Consider the following 18,034-nt stretch of genomic DNA (forward strand, 5'->3'; position numbering starts at 1 on the left):
CGCTACAGGTGGAGGGGCCGGTACTGCCGCGGCCCGTACAGGTCGTCGAGGAGCTCGTCGAGCTCGGCGAGGAGCCGCCAGGCGTCGCGCGGCGGGGCGAGCAGGCTGCCCCGGAGGAAGGCGCGCATCGGCCCGGGGACGCGCCCGGCCGGGCGGCGGGAGTCGTCGGGACCGGGGTGCCCGAGGCGGTCGGGTCCGGTCGGATCGGGATCGGGGCCGTCGGGGCGCACGCCCATCAGGGCGGCGACGCAGCGGGTGGCCAGGCGGATGTCCAGGGCCTCGGTGGCCGGCCCCCGGGCGAGGACGTCCGGCGGGTAGTCCGCGCGGTGCCGGGTGACCAGGGCGGTCAGCCGGCCGCCGACCGGCACCGACTGGCTCCAGTCGACGAGGACCAGGCCGTGCTCGACGGGGTGGACCAGGACGTGCTGCCCGAAGACGGCCCCGTGCACGATCCCGGCCCGGTGCGCGGTGCCGACCGCGACCAGCAGCCGCCGCCAGATCCAGGCCGCGTCCCGGGGGTCCAGCACCGGCCGCCGCCGCCGGACCTCCTCCAGGGTCAGGAACCCGTCCGGCACCCGGCTGATCACGTTGACGTGCCGCTCGACCCCGTCCGCGCGGTGCCGGAAGGAGTCCACCAGGCGCGGCACGTACGGCAGGAGCAGCGGGTCGGCCTCGCGCTCGAGCGTCCGGAGCGCCTCGGCCTCGCGCCGCATGAGGTCGTTGTCGGCCGGGCCGAGGGGGAGCTTGAGCAGCATGTCGCGCTCGCACGCGCGGAGCACCGCCGTGGCGCCCCGGTGGAGCGTCCCGCCGACCCGGTAGGTCCCGCCCGCGGTGGTGATCACCGTCTCCGGCCCGGCGTGGTCACCGGGAGGTCCCCCGCGCAGCGCGGCCCAGAGCGCGGACAGCCGGGCGAAGGCCTCCGGGGCGCCGGGGGCGGTGGTCAGGTCGGGGTGGAGGCACCGGGCGAGCCGCCGGTAGGTCCGCCGCGGCGCGTCCCCGCCGAACAGGTCCTGCGGTGTCGCGGCGGCGTTGACCAGGGCGATCGCCTCGGCGGTGGTGGTCACCGGACCTCCTCCTCCCGCTCGGGCCGGAGCAGGGCCGGGTGGAGGAGCCGGGCGTCGCCCGCGCGGTAGAGCCGGGCGCGGGGACCGCCCCGAGGGCCGCCGCTCTCGGTGGTCTCGCCGGTGCTCTCCACGAACCCGGGGACCGACAGGACCTTGCGGTGGAAGTTGCCGGCGTGCAGCGGCACCCCCCAGACCGCCTCGTAGACCCCGCGCAGCTCGGAGATGGTGAACGTCTCGCCGACGAAGGCGGTGGCCAGCGGGGTGTACTCCAGCTTGGCCCGTGCCCGGTCGAGGGCGTGGTCGAGGATGCGCGCGTGGTCGAAGGCCAGCTCGGGCAGGTGGTCGACGCCGTACCAGGCGGCGTCGGCGGCGTCCGATCCGGCCTGGGGGTCGGGCAGGTCGGGCGCGAAGGCCAGGTAGGAGACCGAGACGATCCGCATCCGGGGGTCGCGGTCCGGCGCCCCGTAGCTGGCGAGCTGCTCGATGTGGACGCGGTCGGCCATTCCGGTCTCCTCGGCCAGCTCCCTGGCGGCGGCCCGGTCCAGGTCCTCGCCCGGCCGGATGAAGCCGCCGGGCAGCGCCCAGCGCCCCGCGAACGGCGGCTCGCCCCGCTCGACCAGGAGCACGTGCAGCACCCCGCCGAGGATGGTGAGCGCCACCACGTCGACGGTCACGGCGACCGGCGGGAACTCCCGCGGGTCGTAGGCCGCCAGGTACTCGCTTTCACCGCTCATCACACGTCCTTCTCACTATGAGATGGTCTCAGTATGAGAAGAACGATGGGCCGTGTCAATCCCTCCTCCCGTACGGCGGGGCCCGCCGACGGCCGACCGGCCCCGGGGGCGGGGCCGGAGGACGGCTCCGGAGCGCGGATCGAGAGGACGGGCCGTACGGCGCCCGGGAACGGAGAAGGGGCGGTCCCGTGTCACGGGACCGCCCCTCATCGCCGACCTGCCGCGGGAGCAGGGGGTTCTCGCCCTCCGGGAGCGGCCGTCTCAGGGCCGTCCCGCGGAGTGGTCGCTCAGAACGCGTCCTCCGGGAGCTCCATCAGGTCCTGGCCGGTGGCGGCGAGGATGCGGCGCTCAGCGGAGATCCGGGGCAGCACGGTCTGGGCGAAGAAGGTGGCCGCGGCCACCTTGCCGGTGTAGAAGGACCGGTCCTCCTCGGAGGAGCCCAGCGCGGCCAGCGCGACCTCGGCCTGGCGCAGGAGCAGCCAGCCGAGCACCAGGTCGCCCAGGGCGAGCAGGAACCGGGTGGTGTTGAGGCCGACCTTGTAGACCTCCTTCGGGTCCTCCATCGAGCCGATCGCCCAGCCGGCCATCGTGTCGGCCATGGCCTTGACCTCGTCGGCGGCCTCGTCGAGCAGGGCGCGCTCCACCTTCAGCCGGCCGTTGCCCGCCTCGGAGGCGGCGAAGGCCTTGACGTCGGCGTGGAGCGAGCCGAGCGCGGCGCCCTGGTTGCGCAGGACCTTGCGGAAGAACAGGTCCAGGCCCTGGATCGCGGTGGTGCCCTCGTAGAGGGAGTCGATCTTGGCGTCCCGGATGTACTGCTCGATCGGGTACTCCTGCAGGTAGCCGGAGCCGCCCAGGGTCTGCAGCGAGCGGGAGAGCATCTCGTAGGAGCGCTCGGAGCCGACGCCCTTGACCAGCGGGAGCAGCAGGTCGTTCATCGCCTCGGCGTGCTCGTCCCGGCGGCCCTCGAACTCGGCGATCTGCACCGCGTCCTGGTAGGTGGCGGTCAGCAGGACCAGCGCCCGCATGCCCTCGGCGTACGACTTCTGGAGCATGAGCTCGCGGCGCACGTCCGGGTGGTGCGTGACGGTCACGCGCGGGGCGGTCTTGTCGGCCATCTGGGTCAGGTCGGCGCCCTGCACGCGGGCCTTGGCGTACTCCAGCGCGTTGAGGTAGCCGGTGGACAGGGTGGCGATCGCCTTGGTGCCCACCATCATGCGGGCCTGCTCGATCACCATGAACATCTGCTTGATGCCCTCGTGCACGTCGCCGACGAGCGTGCCGACGGCCGGGTGCTTGTCGCCGAAGGTGAGCTCGCAGGTCGTGGAGACCTTCAGGCCCATCTTCTTCTCGACGTTGGTGACGTAGACGCCGTTGCGCTCGCCGAGCTCGCCGGTCTCCAGGTCCACGTGGTACTTCGGTACCAGGAACATCGACAGGCCCTTGGTGCCGGGGCCGTGGCCCTCGGGGCGGGCCAGCACGAGGTGGAAGATGTTGTCGGCCATGTCGTGCTCGGCGCTGGTGATGAAGCGCTTGACGCCCTCGATGTGCCAGGTGCCGTCGGGCTGCTGCACGGCCTTGGCCCGGCCGGCGCCCACGTCGGAGCCCGCGTCGGGCTCGGTGAGCACCATGGTGGCGCCCCACTGGCGCTCGATGGCCAGCTCGGCGAAGCGCTTCTGCTCGTCGTTGCCGATGGTGTGCAGGATGTGGGCGAAGCCGGGGCCACTGGAGTACATCCACAGCGCCGGGTTGGAGCCGAGGATGAGCTCGGCCAGGGCCCACGCCACGCTGCGCGGCACGCCGGGGCCGCCCATCTCGGCGGGCAGGTCGAGGTTGGTCCAGCCGGCGTCGCGCAGGGCGAAGAAGGACTTCTTGATGCCCTCGGGCATCTTCACCGCGCCGGTCGCCGCGTCGAACACCGGAGGCGTGCGGTCGCCCTCCTCGAAGGAGTCGGCGAGCACGCCGGTGGCCATCCGGTTGAGCTCCTCCAGCATGCTGCGGACGACGTCCTCGTCCAGGTCGGCGAAGCGACCTGTGCCCAGGATCTCCCGGCGTCCGAACATCTCGAAGAGATTGAACTCCAGGTCACGGATGTTGCTCTTGTAGTGGCCCATGGGGTCTGCTCCTTGAAGCCGGGGGTCCGGGATCGCATGTGCTCGGGACAGGCGTGTACTCGCTCGGGACAGGCGTGTACTCGCCAGTAACCTTACCGAGAATGCTACCCGCCGGTAACCGCTAAAAAACAGGCCCGACAGGGACGTTTGTCACATGGTTATGGGGAACAGGTGACCTTCATGGCGCTACCCCCGCTCCGCCCGGCCGTCCTCCCGGATCCCCAGCCGCTGCGGAAGGTGCTCGGACCGGGAGTCATCGCGGCCGGCGTCGGCCTCGCCTCCGGCGAGTTCGTCATCTGGCCCTACATCTCCGCCAACGTCGGCCTGGTCTTCCTGTGGGCCGCGGTGGTCGGCGTGATCGCCCAGTACTTCCTGAACATGGAGATCGAGCGCTACACGCTCGCCACCGGCGAGACCGCGCTGACCGGGTTCAGCCGCCTGTGGCGGCACTGGGGCCTGGTCTTCGCGCTCATGGCGGTCCTGGCCAACATCTGGCCCGGCTGGGCCACGAGTTCGGCCACGGTGCTCACCTACGCCGCCGGCGGGGGAGACGTCACCGTCATCGCCGTGGTCGAGCTGCTGGTCATCGGCGTGGCGCTCACCTTCTCGCCGGTCATCTACCGGACCGTGGAGGCCACCCAGTTCGTCAAGGTCGGCGCGGTGGTCGTCTTCCTGGTCGTCGCGCTCTTCCTGGCCGTCACCGGCGACGCCTACCGCGGGCTGGGCGAGGCGGTCACCCACATCGGCCAGGTGCCGGCGGGACTCGGCGCGGCGCTCGTCCTGGGCGCGATGGCCTTCGCCGGGGCGGGCGGCGGGCAGAACCTGGTGCAGAGCAACTGGATCAGGGACAAGAACATGGGCATGGGCGCCCGGATCCCCCGCCTGGTCTCCCCGGTGACCGGCGAGGACCAGGCCGCTCCCGCCACCGGCTACACCTTCGAGCCCGACGAGGCGAACCTGGCCCGCTGGCGCGCCTGGTGGCGGGTGGCCAACATCGAGCAGCTGGTCTCGTTCGTGGCGATCACGGTCTTCACGATCTTCCTGATGTCGATGCTGGCCTACTCCACGGTCTTCGGCGCGGAGACCGCCAGCGACGTGACCTTCCTGCGCACCGAGGGGGAGGCGCTCAACCAGCGGCTGTCGTGGTTCGGCACCTTCTTCTGGGCGATCGGCGCGTTCTCGCTGTTCGCGGCGAGCATGGGCATCTGCGACTACGTCGCCCGGATGGTCGCCGACAACGTCAAGACGGTCTACCTGCCGGGCAGCGCCCGGTGGACCGAGAGCCGCGTCTACAGCCTCGTCGTCTGGTTCATCGTCCTGTTCGGCATCGCGATGCTCACGATCGGCTTCGACCAGCCGATCACGCTGCTGGTGATCTCCGCCAGCGTCGGCGGGATCATGATGTTCCTCTACTCCGCGCTGCTCGCCCGGCTGAACCGCAAGATGCTCCCCGAGGCCGTCCGGATCCGCGGCTACCGGCTGGTCGTCGTGCTGGTGGCCTTCGCGTTCTTCGGCTACTTCTCCGTGCTCACGCTGATCGACCAGTTCGGCAGGCTCTTCTAGGGCGGGGCCCGCCCGGCCGACGTGCCGGAGACCTCCGTCCGGCCAGGCATCCGGTCCGGCACCCGTTCCGGCACCCGTTCCGGCAGGGCCTTCTGGGGCCGGGCGGGCCCGGCGTAGGCTCGGCGGCATGGAGGAGCGGGAGACGCCGGACGAGCTGGACGAACGCTGGCGGGCTGACCTGTCGGAGTGGGGCATCCCCGACGCCATCGTGGCCGGGGCCCGCAGCGACCCGTGGGGGCACTCGCCCGCCCGGTTCGGCGAGCGCACCGACCGCGCGCTGGCCGACCCGGAGGGCCCGGCCCTGGCCCGCGTCGCCGAGGCGCTTCCACCGGGCGGGAGCGTGCTGGACGTGGGCGCGGGCACCGGGGCGGCCTCCCTGCCGCTGGCCCGCCTGGACGACGCCGGTCCGGGGCCGGGCCCGCCGACGCGGCCGTCCCCTGCCGGTACGGCGGGCGGCGCGGTGCGGCGCGAACACGCGCAGGGATCGGGGACCCGCCTCGGGGAGCTCATCGCGGTCGACACCTCCGCGGCGATGCTCGCCGAGCTGGCGGCGCGGGCGGGGAGCCTGGGCGTGCCCGTGCGGCCCGTCACGGGACGCTGGCCGGACGTCGCCGGGGAGACCCCGGCGGCCGACGTCGCGGTGGCCGCCCACGTCGTCTACAACGTGCCCGACCTGGCCGCCTTCCTGGCCGCGTTGACCGGCCACGCCCGCCGCCGGGTCGTCCTGGAGCTCACCCACCGGCACCCGATGAGCTGGCTGAGCCCCCTCTGGGCGCGCTTCCACGGTCTCATCCGGCCCGAGCGGCCCACCGCGGACGACGTGGCCGCGCTCGCCCGGCGGCTGGGGTACGGCGTGCGGCGGGAGGAGCGCCCGGCCCCGCTGCCCCGGTTCGCGAGCCTGGAGGCGATGGCCGAGAGCGCCTGCCGCCGACTCTGCCTCGACCCCGGGCGGGCGGAGGAGGTCGTCGCGGCGGCGGTCGAGCTGGACATGTGGCCGATGCTCAGGGACCGGTGGGTCACGCTCTGGTGGGACGTGGCGTAACCGTCATAGCCTATTGGGTGGTTATGTAACCGGCTTGACGGTTTAGCCGGTGTCACGGTTGGCTGGACGCATGATTGACATCGACTACGTCACCTTCGACTGCGCCCGGCCGTACGAACTGGCGGCCTTCTGGCGCGACGCCACGGGCTTCGAGATCTCCCCGGAGACCGGGGCGGACGACGACGAGGTCCTCCTGCTCGGCAAGGTCAACCTGCTGTTCATCCGGGTCCCCGAGGGCAAGGCCGTCAAGAACCGCGTCCACCTGGACGTCTCCGGTTCCGAGGGCTCCACCCGCGACCAGGAGGTCGAGCGGCTGCTCGCCCTCGGAGCCACGGTCCAGGCCGACCGGCGCGCCCCCGACGGCTCCGGTTGGGTGACCATGCTCGACCCCGAGGGCAACGAGTTCTGCGTCTGCAGGAGTGAGACCGAGCGGGAGTAGCCGCGGCAGCGGGCCCGCTCGCCGCCGTCCGGCAGGGCCCGCTCAGTGGCCGCGGGGCAGGGAAGCCTGCTTCCGCCCCCCGAGGACCAGGGCCAGTACGGCGGTGACCAGGTAGACCGCGACGCCGCCCTGGAGCGCGTCCAGAGCCGCGCTGAACGGCCCCTCGCGGTCGATGATGAGCTGGACCGGGTACATCAGCGCGGCGGAGCCGAGCGCGGGATAGAGCGAGAAGCGCCAGGGGTGGTTGCGCGCCCACTGGCGGGCCGACCGGGTCACCCGGTCGGCGACGTCCGGCCTGGTGACCGAGCCGACCGCCGCGATCATCGAGAACAGGCTGATGCCGAGGCACAGGGCCCAGGTCAGGCTGGCGTCGCCCGGCAGGATGACCCCCAGGCCGAAGCTGGTGGCCGCCGCCGCGCCGCCGGTCACCGCCGCGGCCTTCCAGGGGGCGCCGCGCAGGGCCGCGCCGGACAGGGACATCTCGTCACGTCGAGTCAGTTCCTCTTTCATGCCTCCAGGCTGCCCTTTCCGTCCCCTTGTCCACATCGGGGGACGACCCTGATTCCTCCCTTACCCGCGGGCGCGTCCCGGCTCGGGATTCCCACCGATCCGGCCCGCGCCGGTGATGTCCGGAAGTGTCACCTGTTCTTTCGAAAGAATGTGCGAGTCGTCCGTGCGGGGGACTCGTCGGCGAGGTAGCGTCGGGATCGTCGCAAGCCGGGCTCCCCCCTTCGGCATTCACCTGTCCTCACCAGGCTTCATCTGTCTTCACCAGGGGGATCGATGCTCGCCCTCGCTCGCTGGCAGCGTGTCGCGGTGATCGCGCTGCTCATCCTGCCGATCCTCGTGATCGTCCTGCTCTCCGTGCCGGTCTGGATGTCCTGGCCCTGGCTCCGCGCCGAGCGCCGGGCGGACGTGCTGGCCCTGGTGGAGAAGCTGACCGCCTGCCTCAGGGCGTTCGTGCGGGCCGACCGGACCTCCCCCGGCGAGCCCGGGCGCCGCCGGTAGGCCGTCACCGTGCCGGCGGCCTACCGCACAGGCGGCCGCACTCCCGGCGTGGGCCCGCCGGCCTGGGCGCGGGCAGGCCGGCGGGCTCACGCCGGGGCGACCTCCACCAGGTTGTCGTGGTAGGTCGCGCCCCGGCCCAGGTCGGCGTCGTGCTCGCCCACCACGGCGTTGACCGTCGAGCCGCCCGGGCTGAGCTTGCGCCAGTGCCCCTTGGTGGACGCCACCACGCCGGGCCGTACCGTCTCGGTGACCTCCACCTCGGCCTCGAACGCGCCGTCGTCGTTGAAGACGCGGGCCCGCTGACCGGAGGCCAGGCCCCGCGCCGCCGCGTCGGCCGGGTTCACCAGGACCCGGGGGCCCTTCGAGCGCCGCCGCAGCTCGGGGTTGTTGCCGAAGGTCGTGTTCAGGAAGGTGTGGGACGCCGGGGTGACCAGGACCAGCGGATACGTCTCCCGCGCCGCAGCGGCCGTGACCGTGCGCGGGGGCACGTAGGCGGGCCCGGAGGGGAAGCGCAGCCGCCCCGAGGGCGTCGGGAACCCGTCGGCGAAGGGCAGGAACGGCCGCGGCACGCTCAGCCGGACCCAGCCCTCCTTCCGGAGCCGGTCCACCGTGATCCCGTCCAGGGACGGGTGGCCGGAGGAGAGCAGCTGCTCGGCCAGCTCCAGGTCGGAGTCGAACAGCGACGGCTCGGTCAGGCCCATGTGCCGGGCCAGGCGGCGGAACGTCTCGGTGGTGGACAGGCACTCGCCCGGCGGGGGGACGGCCGGTTCGTTCCACAGCAGGTACATGTGGCCGTAGCCGGCGTGCAGGTCCAGGTGCTCGGTCTGCATCGTCGCCGGGAGCACGAGGTCGGCGTAGTCGACGGTGTCGGTCGCGAACTGCTCCATCACGACCGTGAACAGGTCCTCGCGCAGCAGCCGCTCGCGGATGCGGTTCTGGTCGGGGGAGGAGCCCACCGGATTGGCGCCGTAGACCCACAGGCACTTCACCGACTCGTCCAGCTCGCTCGCGAGCCGGGTCATGGTGAGCGTGCGGACCGGCCGGGCCAGCAGGTCGTCGCGGTGGTCGATGTCCAGGTGGATGTGGCCGCTGGTGGAGTAGGCGATCCCGCCGCCGGGCCGGCGCCAGTCGCCGGTCACCGCGGGGATCGCGGCGAGCGCCCGCAGCGCCGCCCCGCCGCCCGCGTGCCGCTGGATCCCCATCGTGGCGCGGATGCCGGTGGGGCGGGTGCGGGCCAGGCGCAGGCCCAGGGCCCGGACGTCCTCCTCGGGCAGTCCGGTGATCTCCGCCACCCGCTCCGGGGGGTGGCGGAGGATCTCCTCGCGGAACGCCTCCCAGCCCTCGGTGTGCCGCTCCAGGTAGTCGCGGTCCTCCGCGCCCTCGGCCAGCACGACGTGGAGCAGGCCGAGCGCCAGGGCCGCGTCGGTGCCCGGCCGGATGGGCAGGTGCTCGTCGGCCTGCTCGGCGGTGCGGGTCCGGATCGGGTCGACCGCCACCACGTGGGCCCCGGCCGCCCGGGCGTCCTGGACGAACTTCCACAGGTGGTGCCCGCTGGTGAGCGTGTTGGTGCCCCAGAGCAGGATCAGCCTCGACGACGCGAAGTCCTCGGGGTCCATGCCGCCGGGAGTGCCGTTGATCTCCGTCAGGCCCGCGTTGCCCGCCGCCGAGCAGATGTTCAGATGATGCCTGGAGGCACCCAGCACGTTCCAGAACCGGCGGCCCGCCACGCCCTCGCAGCCCTGGAGGTAGCCGAGGCTCCCGGTGCCGTTGTAGGGCCAGATCGCCTCGCCGCCGTGCTCGTCGACGATCGCGCGCAGCCGTACGGAGATCTCCTCCAGGGCCTCGTCCCAGGTGATCCGCTCGAACTCGCCCGAACCCTTGGGCCCGACGCGCCGCATCGGGTGCAGGAGGCGGTCGGCGGCCCGGGTCTGCTCCAGATAGCGGTTGACCTTCACGCACAGCGCACCGCGCGTGTAGGGGTGGTCCGGGTTGCCGCGCATCTTGACGGCCTCGCCGCCGGAGACGGTCACCACCCACGAGCACGTGTCCGGGCAGTCCAGCGGACACGCCCCCAGGACCTGCAGTTCGTCCGACATGGGCCCGACTGTAGCCGCGCGGCCGCGGAGAAGGGAAAGGGGTACGGCCCGCCCCGGCCGTACCCCCGTCCTCCGGCCGCCCGCTACGAGGGCACGCCGGCGTGGTCGTGGTCGTGACCGAGACCGCCCCCGCCGGAGGCCGCCCGGCCGGAGCCGCCGGCGGCCGCCCGCCCGGACCGGGTGGAACCGCCGGGCAGGACCGGGCTGTAGGCGTAGGTGAACGCCGCGGTGGCGATCGCGCCGCTGTTCACCCGCAGGGCCTTGTCGCTGATGTTGGCGATGGTGTCGCAGGCCTCGTGGTAGCACTTGTCGTAGGCCACCCCGGCCCGGCCGCCGAACTTCGCGGCCTCCGCCGCGGTCTTGACGCCCTCCGCGCCGGTGAACAGCCCGCCCGCCGGGATGCCCGCCGCGATGAAGGGGCCGTAGTCCGAGCGGCCGGTGAAGTCGGTCCCGGTGTACGGCTGGCGGGCGGTCCTGAAGTACGACTCGAAGAGCTTCTCGATCTTGTCCGAGCCCGCCGGACCGGCAGGGGACCCGGTGCGGTCCGAATCGTCGCCGTCGTAGATGCCGAAGACGTGGTTCGGGGACGCGATCATGTCGAAGTTCAGGTAGAGCCTGATCCCGGCCTTCTCCGCGGCGGACAGTCCCGCCACGTAGTGCTTGGAGCCGAGCAGGCCCAGCTCCTCGGCGCCCCAGAAGGCGAAGCGCAGCCTGTTCCTCGTCTGCAGGCCCCCGGCCTGGATCGCGGTCTCCAGCACGCCCGCGCTGCCCGAGCCGTTGTCGTTGATGCCGGGGCCCTCCGGGACGCTGTCCAGGTGCGCGCCGAGCATGGCGACCCTGTCCGGGTCGCCCCAGCGGCTCTCGGCCAGCACGTTGTGCGTCCTGCGCTTCGGGTCGCCCTCGGTGTGCGTGGTGAGGGTCACCGCCGTCCCGGGGGCGGACAGCTCCTTGCCCACCGCGAACGTGGTCCCGACGACCGGGATGTTCACGGTCGTCCCGTCGAGGGCGCCGCCGATCAGTCCCCGGCGATCCGCCCGGCCCTCCCCGGCCTGCCCCTCGTTGAAGATGATCACGCCCCGGGCCCCGGCGGCCTGCGCGTTCTCCGCCTTGACCTGGAAGGTGCAGGTGCCGCGCTGCAGGAGCGCGATGTCACCCGGGGTGAAGCCGGCGAAATCGGCCGCCTCGCAGCCGGAGGTGGAGCCGTTGGCGGTCGCGGGCGGCGGCAGCTTCACGTCCACGGCCCGGACCGCGGCGGTGACGCTGCCCGACCCGGAGTACGTCATGACCCGGAAGTGGGTCATGCGGGTGTAGGCCTTGGCCGAGGGGGCGACCCGGCGCATCGTGGTCTCGGTGATCTCGCGGAAGAAGGGGAACTCGAACTCCTGCAGGGTGACGCGGTAACCGGCCTCGCGCAGCCGGTCGGCCACGTAGCCGGCCGACGCGTCGTAGCCGGGGGTGCCCGCCGCGCGGGTGCCGCCGTGCGCGGCGGCGATCTCCTGGAACGCCTGCAGGTGCCGTTTGACGGCGGGGGCCTTGACCGCCTGGCTGAGCGTCCGGGGATCCGGGGCGGCGCCGGCCGGGGCGGCGGAGACGACGGGCAGGACCACGGCCGAAACCGCGGTGACGGCGGCCAGCAGGCCCCTGTGCGCGCGCGTGCGCATGCGGAACTCCTCCTCTGAACCAGTGGAGCGGGAAATCCCCGCGATCGCGATCAGGCGGAACACGTCCGGACAAATAGAACCTGATAAGCATTTCTCGACATTTGTTACCGAGTAGAGTCAGATGGAGGGCGACGCCGCAGGTGGCGGGGTGGATGACAGGGCATGACCCGAGCTTTCCAGGTCGCTCCCGCCCCGTACCGGCGATCGCGCGAACCGGAGGGTCAATTCTCCGTCTCGGACGGGCGGCCGATCCCCGCGGGAACCGTTCCGGACGGAAGTGTGGGGCGGTGAGGTGGGCACGGCCGCGCCTGTGGAGACTGGAAGGAAAGATCGGTGACGCAGATCCAGTACGAAACAGGCAGAATCGCAGGCGGTGAGAAATATCAAGGAACGCGGGGAGAGGACTTCCGCCGCCGGCGCGCCGCCGGGCGGCGACCCCGCCGTGCTCGTCGTCGAGCCGCTGCTGCCCCAGCGCATCCGCCGCCCCTCCGACGCGCTGCGCTTCCTGGCCACCCTGCTGGCGCTGGCGGCCGTGATCCTCCTCGCGCTGGTCGCCAAGAAGACGCTCAACGGCCTGGAGGCCGACGTCACCGAGGGCACCAGGCGCGTGCCGTTCCTGCTGAGCGGCCTGGTCGGCGTGCTGGGCGGCGGCGCCATGCTCGCCATCCCGGCCGCCTACGCGATCGAGCGGGTGATCCACCGCGACGGCCTGCGCGTCGCCGAGGGCCTGTTCGCGGCGATCGCCGGCATGGTCCTCTCGTTCGTCCTCGGCGAGTGGATCATCGCCGCCGGCGCCGAGGACCTGCGCCTGCTGCTCACCGGCGGCCGCGCCGGGGTCGAGCCGCTCAACACCCTGCTGACCTCGGTCATCGCCTACACCACCGCGGTGCGCATCTCCAACCGCCCCACCTGGCGCGCCGCGCTGTGGACGGCGGTCGTGGTGAACGCGATCGCGCTGTTCGCCGGACTGGCCGCCACCGTGCTCGGCATCGTCGTCTCCATCCTGGTCGGCCTCGCCGTCGGCTACGCCACGCTGTACGGCGTGGGCAGCCCCAACACCCGCCCGCCCGGCAGCGCGATCGTCGCCGCCGTCCGCAAGCTCGGCTTCCACCCGGTCAAGGCCCGCAGGCTCGACGACGACCACCAGAGCAGCCGCCGGTACGCCGTCGGGCTGCGGGACGGCAGCCGCCTCGACGTCACCGTCCTCGACCGCGACCGCCAGGTCGCCGGTCTGCTCTACCGCCTCTGGCGGCGCATCCGCCTCAGCTCCGAGACCCGCCGCAAGGCCATCCGCTCACTCCGCGCCGAACTGGAGCGCGAGGCCCTGATGGCGTACGCCGCGCACGCCGCTGGGGCCAGCACCCCCCGGCTCGTCGGCACCAGCGAGATCGGCTCGGAGGCCGCGCTGCTCGTCTACGAGCACACTCCGACCCGCGCGCTGGAGGACATCCCCGACGAGGAGATCGACGACGACCTGCTCGCCCAGATCTGGGAGCAGGTCCTCCTCCTGCAGGTCCAGCGGCTCGCCCACCGGCGGCTGACCGGTGACAGCATCCACGTCGACGACGAGGGCCGGGTCGTCCTGATGGACGCCCGCAGCGGCGAGATCGCCGCCGGAGACCTGCTGCTCAGCCTGGACATCGCCCAGCTGCTCACCTACCTCAGCCTCCGGGTCGGAGCCGAGCGCGCGGTCCGCGCCGCCGCGACCGTGGCGGGGCCGCACACGCTGGCCGCGGCGCTCCCGCTGCTCCAGCGGATCGCGCTCACCCGCGAGACCAGGGTGGCGCTGAGCAAGGACAAGGAGCTGCTGCCCGCGATCCGGGAACGGATCGTCGAGCTGGAGCCCAGGGCCGAGGCCGAGACGATCCGCCTGGAGCGGTTCCGCCCGAAGACCCTCTTCACGATCGTCGCCAGCGCCCTCGCCGCGTACCTCGTCGTCTCCTACCTGGCCGAGACCAACCTGAACATGCTCACCTCCGCCAAGTGGGGGTGGACCGGGGTGGCCTTCGCCGCCGCGATGCTGAGCTACGTCGCCGCCGCCCTGATGCTGAGGGGCTTCGTGCCCGAGAGGCTCCCGCTCGGCCGGACCGTGCTGGCGCAGTTCGCCGGGTCGTTCGTGAAGCTGGTCGCCCCGGCCGCGGTGAGCGGTGTCGCCGTCAACACCCGCTACCTGCAGCGACGGGGCATCCCGCCGGGCCAGGCGGTGGCCAGCGTCGGCGCGTCCCAGCTCGTCGGCCTCGCCTTCCACATCGCGCTGCTGCTGCTGTTCGCCTACATCACCGGCTCGGCCACGGCCGCGTCCTTCACCCCGTCGCGGACCCTGGTCTTCGTGCTGCTGGCGGTGGCGGTGCTGGTGCTCTTCCTGATGGGCGTGCCGCGCCTGCGCCGCATGGTGACCTCGCGGGTCCGCTCGCTGTTCTCCGGGGTCGTCCCGCGCCTGCTGGACGTGCTCCAGTCCCCCCGGAAGATCGCCGAGGGCTTCGCCGGCACCCTGCTGCTGACGGTCTTCTTCGTCGTCTGCCTGGACGCCTGCGTGCGCGCCTTCGACGACCCCCTCCCCTTCGCCGCCGTCGCGGTGGTCTTCCTGGCCGGCAACGCCATCGGCTCGGCCGCCCCCACCCCCGGCGGCCTCGGCGCGGTGGAGGCCGCCCTCGCGACCGGCCTCACCATCGCCGGTCTCGACCGAGAGGTCGCCATCTCCGCCGTGCTGCTGTTCCGGTTGCTCACCTTCTGGTTCCCGGTCCTGCCCGGCTGGGCCTCGTTCGCCTACCTGCAGCGGAACGAGGCCCTGTAGCCGGGCCGGATCCGGTGTCCCGCACGTACGGTTAGCCGGCCCCGAGGTCGACGCCGGCCTCGGCCGCGTCCTCGTCGATGGCCGCCAGCTCCTCCGGGGTGAAGGAGAGGTTCCGCACCGCCCCGAGGCTGTCCTCCAGCTGCCGCACGCTGCTCGCGCCGATCAGCACCGAGGTCACCCGCCGGTCCCGCAGCGCCCAGGCCAGCGCCATCTGCGCGAGCGACTGGCCGCGCGCCGAGGCGATCTCGTTGAGCCTGCGCACGCGCCGCATGGTCCGCTCGGTGAGCATCTCCGGTTTGAGGAAGTGCCCCAGCGAGGCCCGCGACCCCTCCGGGATGCCGCCGAGGTAGCGGTCGGTCAGCATGCCCTGCGCCAGCGGCGAGAACGCGATGCAGCCCGCCCCCTCCGCCTCCAGCACGTCCAGCAGGCCGCCCTCGATCCACCGGTTGAGCATCGAGTACGACGGCTGGTGGATCAGCAGCGGCGTGCCCATCTCGCGCAGGATCCGCGCCGCCTCGGCGGTCTGCTCCGGCGAGTACGACGAGATCCCGGCGTACAGCGCCCGCCCGGACCGGACCGCGTGGTCCAGCGCGCCCATCGTCTCCTCCAGCGGCGTGTCCGGGTCGGGCCGGTGGCTGTAGAAGATGTCGACGTACTCCAGGCCCATCCGCTTGAGCGACTGGTCCAGGCTGGCCAGCAGGTACTTGCGCGACCCCCACTCGCCGTACGGCCCCGGCCACATGTCGTAGCCCGCCTTGGTGGAGACGACCAGCTCGTCGCGGTAGCGGGCGAAGTCCTCCCGCAGGTGCCGCCCGAAGTTCGCCTCCGCCGAGCCGTACGGCGGGCCGTAGTTGTTGGCCAGGTCGAAGTGGGTCACCCCGAGGTCGAAGGCCCGGCGCAGGATGGCCCGCTGCACCTCGAACGGCTTGTCGTCGCCGAAGTTGTGCCAGAGCCCCAGCGAGACCGCGGGCAGTCTGAGCCCGCTCCGGCCGACCCGGTTGTACGGCTGCCGCCCGTCGTAGCGGTCGTCGGCCGCCCTGTAGTCGCCGGGGGTCACTGCGCCGCCTTCGCGGTGTCAAGGATCCAGGAGAGGGTGAAGGCCTCCTCGCGCCAGGAGTCGTACCTGCCGCTCCGGCCGCCGTGCCCGGCGCCCATCTCCGTCTTGAGCAGGAACGGTCCGCCGCGCGCGGTGTCGCGGAGCCTCGCGATCCACTTGGCGGGCTCGTGGTAGAGCACCCGGGTGTCGTTGAGGCTGGTGATCGCCAGGATCGGCGGGTAGACCCGCCCGTCCACGTTCTCGTACGGCGTGTACGACTTCATGTAGGCGTACACGTCCGGGTCGTGCAGCGGGTCGCCCCATTCGTCCCACTCGATGACGGTGAGCGGGAGCGACGGGTCGAGGATCGTGTTCAGCGCGTCCACGAACGGCACCTCGGCGACCACGCCGGCGAAGGACTCGGGCGCGAGGTTGGCGACGGCGCCCATCAGCAGCCCGCCCGCCGACCCGCCGCGCGCGATGACGCCGGAGGACCAGCCGGCGGCCTTGAGGTGCTCGGCGCAGGCGACGAAGTCGGTGAAGGTGTTCTTCTTCTGCTGGAACTTCCCGTCCTCGTACCACCGGCGGCCCATCTCGCCACCGCCCCTGATGTGCGCGATGGCGAAGACGAAGCCCCGGTCCAGCAGGCTGAGCCTGGCCACCGAGAACGACGGGTCGACCGAGATCTCGTAGCTGCCGTAGCCGTACAGGACCGTGGGCGCCGGCCGCTCGGTGCCCTTGCGCACCGCGATGGAGATCGGCACGCGGGTGCCGTCCGGGGCGGTCGCCCACTCGCGGAACTGCTCGTAGTCGGCCGGGTCGTAACCGCCGAGCACGGGCTTGCGCTTCAGCAGGATCAGCTCCCGCGACGCCAGGTCGTAGTCGTAGACCGACGGCGGCGTGATCATGCTGGTGTAGCCGATGCGGAGCCGCCCGGTGACGAACTCGGGGTTCCCGGAGGGCGCCACGTCGTAGATCGGCTCCGGCAGGCCGATCTCGTACGGCTCGCCGTCCGCGGGCAGGATGCGGATGCCGGTGAGGCCGTCGCGGCGGAAGTGCACGACGGTGTGACCGGAGAAGGCGTCGACGTCCAGCAGCCGGGTGTCCTCGCGGTGCGCGATCAGCGGCGTCCAGGTGCCGGGGTCGTCGAGCGGGGCCGTGGCCAGCTCGAAGTTCTCGGCGTTCTTGTTGTGCAGGACCAGGAAGCGGTCGCCGGCGTGGTCGAGGCCGTACTCGACGCCGGTCTCGCGGGGCCGCACGACGCGGAACTCGCCGGTCGGGCGGTCCGCCTCCAGGATGCGGATCTCGCTGGTGATCTTGCTTCCGGCGGAGAGGATCAGGTAGCGCTCGCTGCGGGTGAGGCCGACGCCGATCCAGAACCGCTCGTCCTCCTCCTCGTGGACGAGCACGTCGTCGGCGGCCGGGGTGCCGACGGTGTGCCGGTAGACCCGGTAGGGGCGCCAGGCCTCGTCGACCGTCGTGTAGAAGAACGTGGTCCCGTCGGCGGACCAGGCGCCGCCGTAGAAGATGCCGGGGATCTCGTCGGTGAGGGTCTGGCCGGTGACGAGGTTCTTCATCTTGAGGGTGAAGCGCTCGTCGCCGGTGAAGTTCACCGAGTAGGCCAGCAGGGTGCCGTCCGGGCTCACCGCACTGGTGCCGAGGGCGAAGAAGTCGCTCTCGCCGGCCAGCTCGTTGCCGTCGAGCATGACCTGCTCGCCGGGGAGCGGCTCACCGGCCTTGAGCTCCGGAGGGGTCTCCCCCGCGGCGGCGACCCGGCACTGGATGCCGTACTGCTTGCCCTCCTCGGTTCGGGAGTAGTACCACCAGTCGCCCTTGCGGGTGGGGACGGACAGGTCCGTCTCCAGGGTCCGGCCCTTGATCTCCTGGAAGATCGTCTCCTGGAGGGGTTTCAGGTGGGCGGTCATCTGCTGGGTGTAGGCGTTCTCGGCTTCGAGATAGGCGATCGTCTCGGGATCGTCCTTGACCGTCAGCCATGCGTAGTGGTCGATCACGGTGTCCCCGTGGTGCACGCGCTCGCTGGGGACCTTCTTCGCCGTAGGCGGCATCTCGCTGCTCACCCCGTCGAGTCTATGGTTCCGGCGGCTTCGGACCCGATCAGGTAATCAGCGCGTCCTCCGGTGCGTTGTCATGCTCCGGCCGGGGTCGAATGCGTTCATCCGGCGCGTCCCGGACCCGGACCGCCCGGTTCGCGGTTCCGTCTCGAGCGGTCCCCGGGGACTGCTAATCTTTTGACGTCGCCGAGATCCGGCGCAAACCACTCCACTCACTCCGGTGACTTCGATGTGGTTTGCCGTGTTCTGTCGACAATCCCCTGAAACCAACGGCTTCAGAGATCGGTTCGCAGAACCGCTCAAGGGCTGGTAAGTTTGAGGGGTTGCCTCGGAAACGGGGCGGTCCGAATTCTAGAAAGATCGGCCAGACCGGGTCAAATTGACACGGAAAAGCGGATCTGAAAGAATAAAGAC

General features: G+C 72.1%; 13 protein-coding genes. 5 read left to right on the plus strand and 8 right to left on the minus strand.

Features of this window, described 5'->3' with window-relative positions:
- Positions 1-2 precede the first annotated feature (2 nt).
- The 3 genes from IEZ07_RS25915 to IEZ07_RS25925 all read right to left on the minus strand — a co-directional run bounded on the left by IEZ07_RS25915 (position 3) and on the right by IEZ07_RS25925 (position 3,909).
- On the minus strand, positions 3-1,064 hold the full coding sequence (locus tag IEZ07_RS25915; protein ID WP_191897117.1) for a molecular chaperone DnaJ: 1,062 nt from the start codon (positions 1,062-1,064) through the stop codon (positions 3-5).
- Positions 1,061-1,798: an NUDIX hydrolase gene (locus IEZ07_RS25920; protein WP_068902850.1), complete on the minus strand. Its 738-nt coding sequence runs from the start codon at positions 1,796-1,798 to the stop codon at positions 1,061-1,063. Before IEZ07_RS25920 ends, IEZ07_RS25915 begins: the two co-directional genes overlap by 4 nt.
- 287 nt (positions 1,799-2,085) lie before the next feature.
- Positions 2,086-3,909: an acyl-CoA dehydrogenase gene (locus tag IEZ07_RS25925; protein WP_191897118.1), complete on the minus strand. Its 1,824-nt coding sequence runs from the start codon at positions 3,907-3,909 to the stop codon at positions 2,086-2,088.
- Between the two features lie 180 nt (positions 3,910-4,089).
- Here IEZ07_RS25925 and IEZ07_RS25930 point away from each other — a divergent pair, with 180 nt between their 5' ends.
- The 3 genes from IEZ07_RS25930 to IEZ07_RS25940 all read left to right on the plus strand — a co-directional run bounded on the left by IEZ07_RS25930 (position 4,090) and on the right by IEZ07_RS25940 (position 6,953).
- Positions 4,090-5,472: an Nramp family divalent metal transporter gene (locus IEZ07_RS25930; protein WP_191897119.1), complete on the plus strand. Its 1,383-nt coding sequence runs from the start codon at positions 4,090-4,092 to the stop codon at positions 5,470-5,472.
- Positions 5,473-5,599: 127 nt separating this feature from the next.
- Positions 5,600-6,514, plus strand: coding sequence for a class I SAM-dependent methyltransferase (locus tag IEZ07_RS25935; protein WP_239320446.1), 915 nt, complete (start codon positions 5,600-5,602; stop codon positions 6,512-6,514).
- 70 nt (positions 6,515-6,584) lie between these two features.
- Positions 6,585-6,953: a VOC family protein gene (locus IEZ07_RS25940; protein WP_191897120.1), complete on the plus strand. Its 369-nt coding sequence runs from the start codon at positions 6,585-6,587 to the stop codon at positions 6,951-6,953.
- Positions 6,954-6,995: 42 nt separating this feature from the next.
- Here the strand turns inward: IEZ07_RS25940 and IEZ07_RS25945 are convergent, their stop codons facing one another.
- Entirely contained in the window at positions 6,996-7,463 is a 468-nt protein-coding gene (locus tag IEZ07_RS25945; RefSeq protein ID WP_068902860.1) for a hypothetical protein, read from the minus strand.
- 273 nt (positions 7,464-7,736) lie between these two features.
- Here IEZ07_RS25945 and IEZ07_RS25950 point away from each other — a divergent pair, with 273 nt between their 5' ends.
- A complete protein-coding gene (locus IEZ07_RS25950) occupies positions 7,737-7,961 on the plus strand; it encodes a hypothetical protein (protein ID WP_068902862.1) in 225 nt (74 codons plus the stop codon).
- Positions 7,962-8,047: 86 nt separating this feature from the next.
- On the opposite strand, the gene IEZ07_RS25955 is transcribed toward IEZ07_RS25950, so the two are convergent.
- Both IEZ07_RS25955 and IEZ07_RS25960 read right to left on the minus strand, forming a co-directional pair.
- Positions 8,048-10,057, minus strand: coding sequence for a molybdopterin-containing oxidoreductase family protein (locus IEZ07_RS25955; protein WP_191897121.1), 2,010 nt, complete (start codon positions 10,055-10,057; stop codon positions 8,048-8,050).
- Positions 10,058-10,140: 83 nt separating this feature from the next.
- On the minus strand, positions 10,141-11,718 hold the full coding sequence (locus tag IEZ07_RS25960; protein WP_191897122.1) for a M28 family metallopeptidase: 1,578 nt from the start codon (positions 11,716-11,718) through the stop codon (positions 10,141-10,143).
- A 373-nt stretch (positions 11,719-12,091) separates the two neighbouring features.
- On the opposite strand from IEZ07_RS25960, the gene IEZ07_RS25965 reads away from it, so the two are divergent.
- Positions 12,092-14,512, plus strand: a complete 2,421-nt coding sequence (locus IEZ07_RS25965; protein ID WP_239320444.1) for a lysylphosphatidylglycerol synthase transmembrane domain-containing protein — start codon at positions 12,092-12,094, stop codon at positions 14,510-14,512.
- Between the two features lie 31 nt (positions 14,513-14,543).
- On the opposite strand, the gene mgrA is transcribed toward IEZ07_RS25965, so the two are convergent.
- Together mgrA and IEZ07_RS25975 are read right to left on the minus strand one after the other, a co-directional pair.
- Complete coding sequence (mgrA, locus tag IEZ07_RS25970) at positions 14,544-15,569, minus strand: L-glyceraldehyde 3-phosphate reductase (protein ID WP_191897123.1); 1,026 nt, start codon at positions 15,567-15,569, stop codon at positions 14,544-14,546.
- Complete coding sequence (locus IEZ07_RS25975; protein ID WP_204054544.1) at positions 15,566-17,626, minus strand: S9 family peptidase; 2,061 nt, start codon at positions 17,624-17,626, stop codon at positions 15,566-15,568. The genes mgrA and IEZ07_RS25975 overlap by 4 nt, the downstream gene beginning before the upstream one ends.
- Positions 17,627-18,034 lie beyond the last annotated feature (408 nt).

It is taken from the genome of Planomonospora parontospora (assembly GCA_014647935.1).
GTDB lineage: Bacteria > Actinomycetota > Actinomycetes > Streptosporangiales > Streptosporangiaceae > Planomonospora > Planomonospora parontospora.

What these genes read in the sequence shown, in the direction of transcription:
- IEZ07_RS25920 (WP_068902850.1), bottom strand. Translation starts at nt 1,798, where the DNA reads ATGAGCGGTGAAAGCGAGTACCTGGCGGCCTACGACCCGCGGGAGTTC.
- IEZ07_RS25925 (WP_191897118.1), bottom strand. Translation starts at nt 3,909, where the DNA reads ATGGGCCACTACAAGAGCAACATCCGTGACCTGGAGTTCAATCTCTTC.
- IEZ07_RS25930 (WP_191897119.1), top strand. Translation starts at nt 4,090, where the DNA reads ATGGCGCTACCCCCGCTCCGCCCGGCCGTCCTCCCGGATCCCCAGCCG.
- IEZ07_RS25935 (WP_239320446.1), top strand. Translation starts at nt 5,600, where the DNA reads ATGGAGGAGCGGGAGACGCCGGACGAGCTGGACGAACGCTGGCGGGCT.
- IEZ07_RS25940 (WP_191897120.1), top strand. Translation starts at nt 6,585, where the DNA reads ATGATTGACATCGACTACGTCACCTTCGACTGCGCCCGGCCGTACGAA.
- IEZ07_RS25945 (WP_068902860.1), bottom strand. Translation starts at nt 7,463, where the DNA reads ATGAAAGAGGAACTGACTCGACGTGACGAGATGTCCCTGTCCGGCGCG.
- IEZ07_RS25950 (WP_068902862.1), top strand. Translation starts at nt 7,737, where the DNA reads ATGCTCGCCCTCGCTCGCTGGCAGCGTGTCGCGGTGATCGCGCTGCTC.
- IEZ07_RS25955 (WP_191897121.1), bottom strand. Translation starts at nt 10,057, where the DNA reads ATGTCGGACGAACTGCAGGTCCTGGGGGCGTGTCCGCTGGACTGCCCG.
- IEZ07_RS25960 (WP_191897122.1), bottom strand. Translation starts at nt 11,718, where the DNA reads ATGCGCACGCGCGCGCACAGGGGCCTGCTGGCCGCCGTCACCGCGGTT.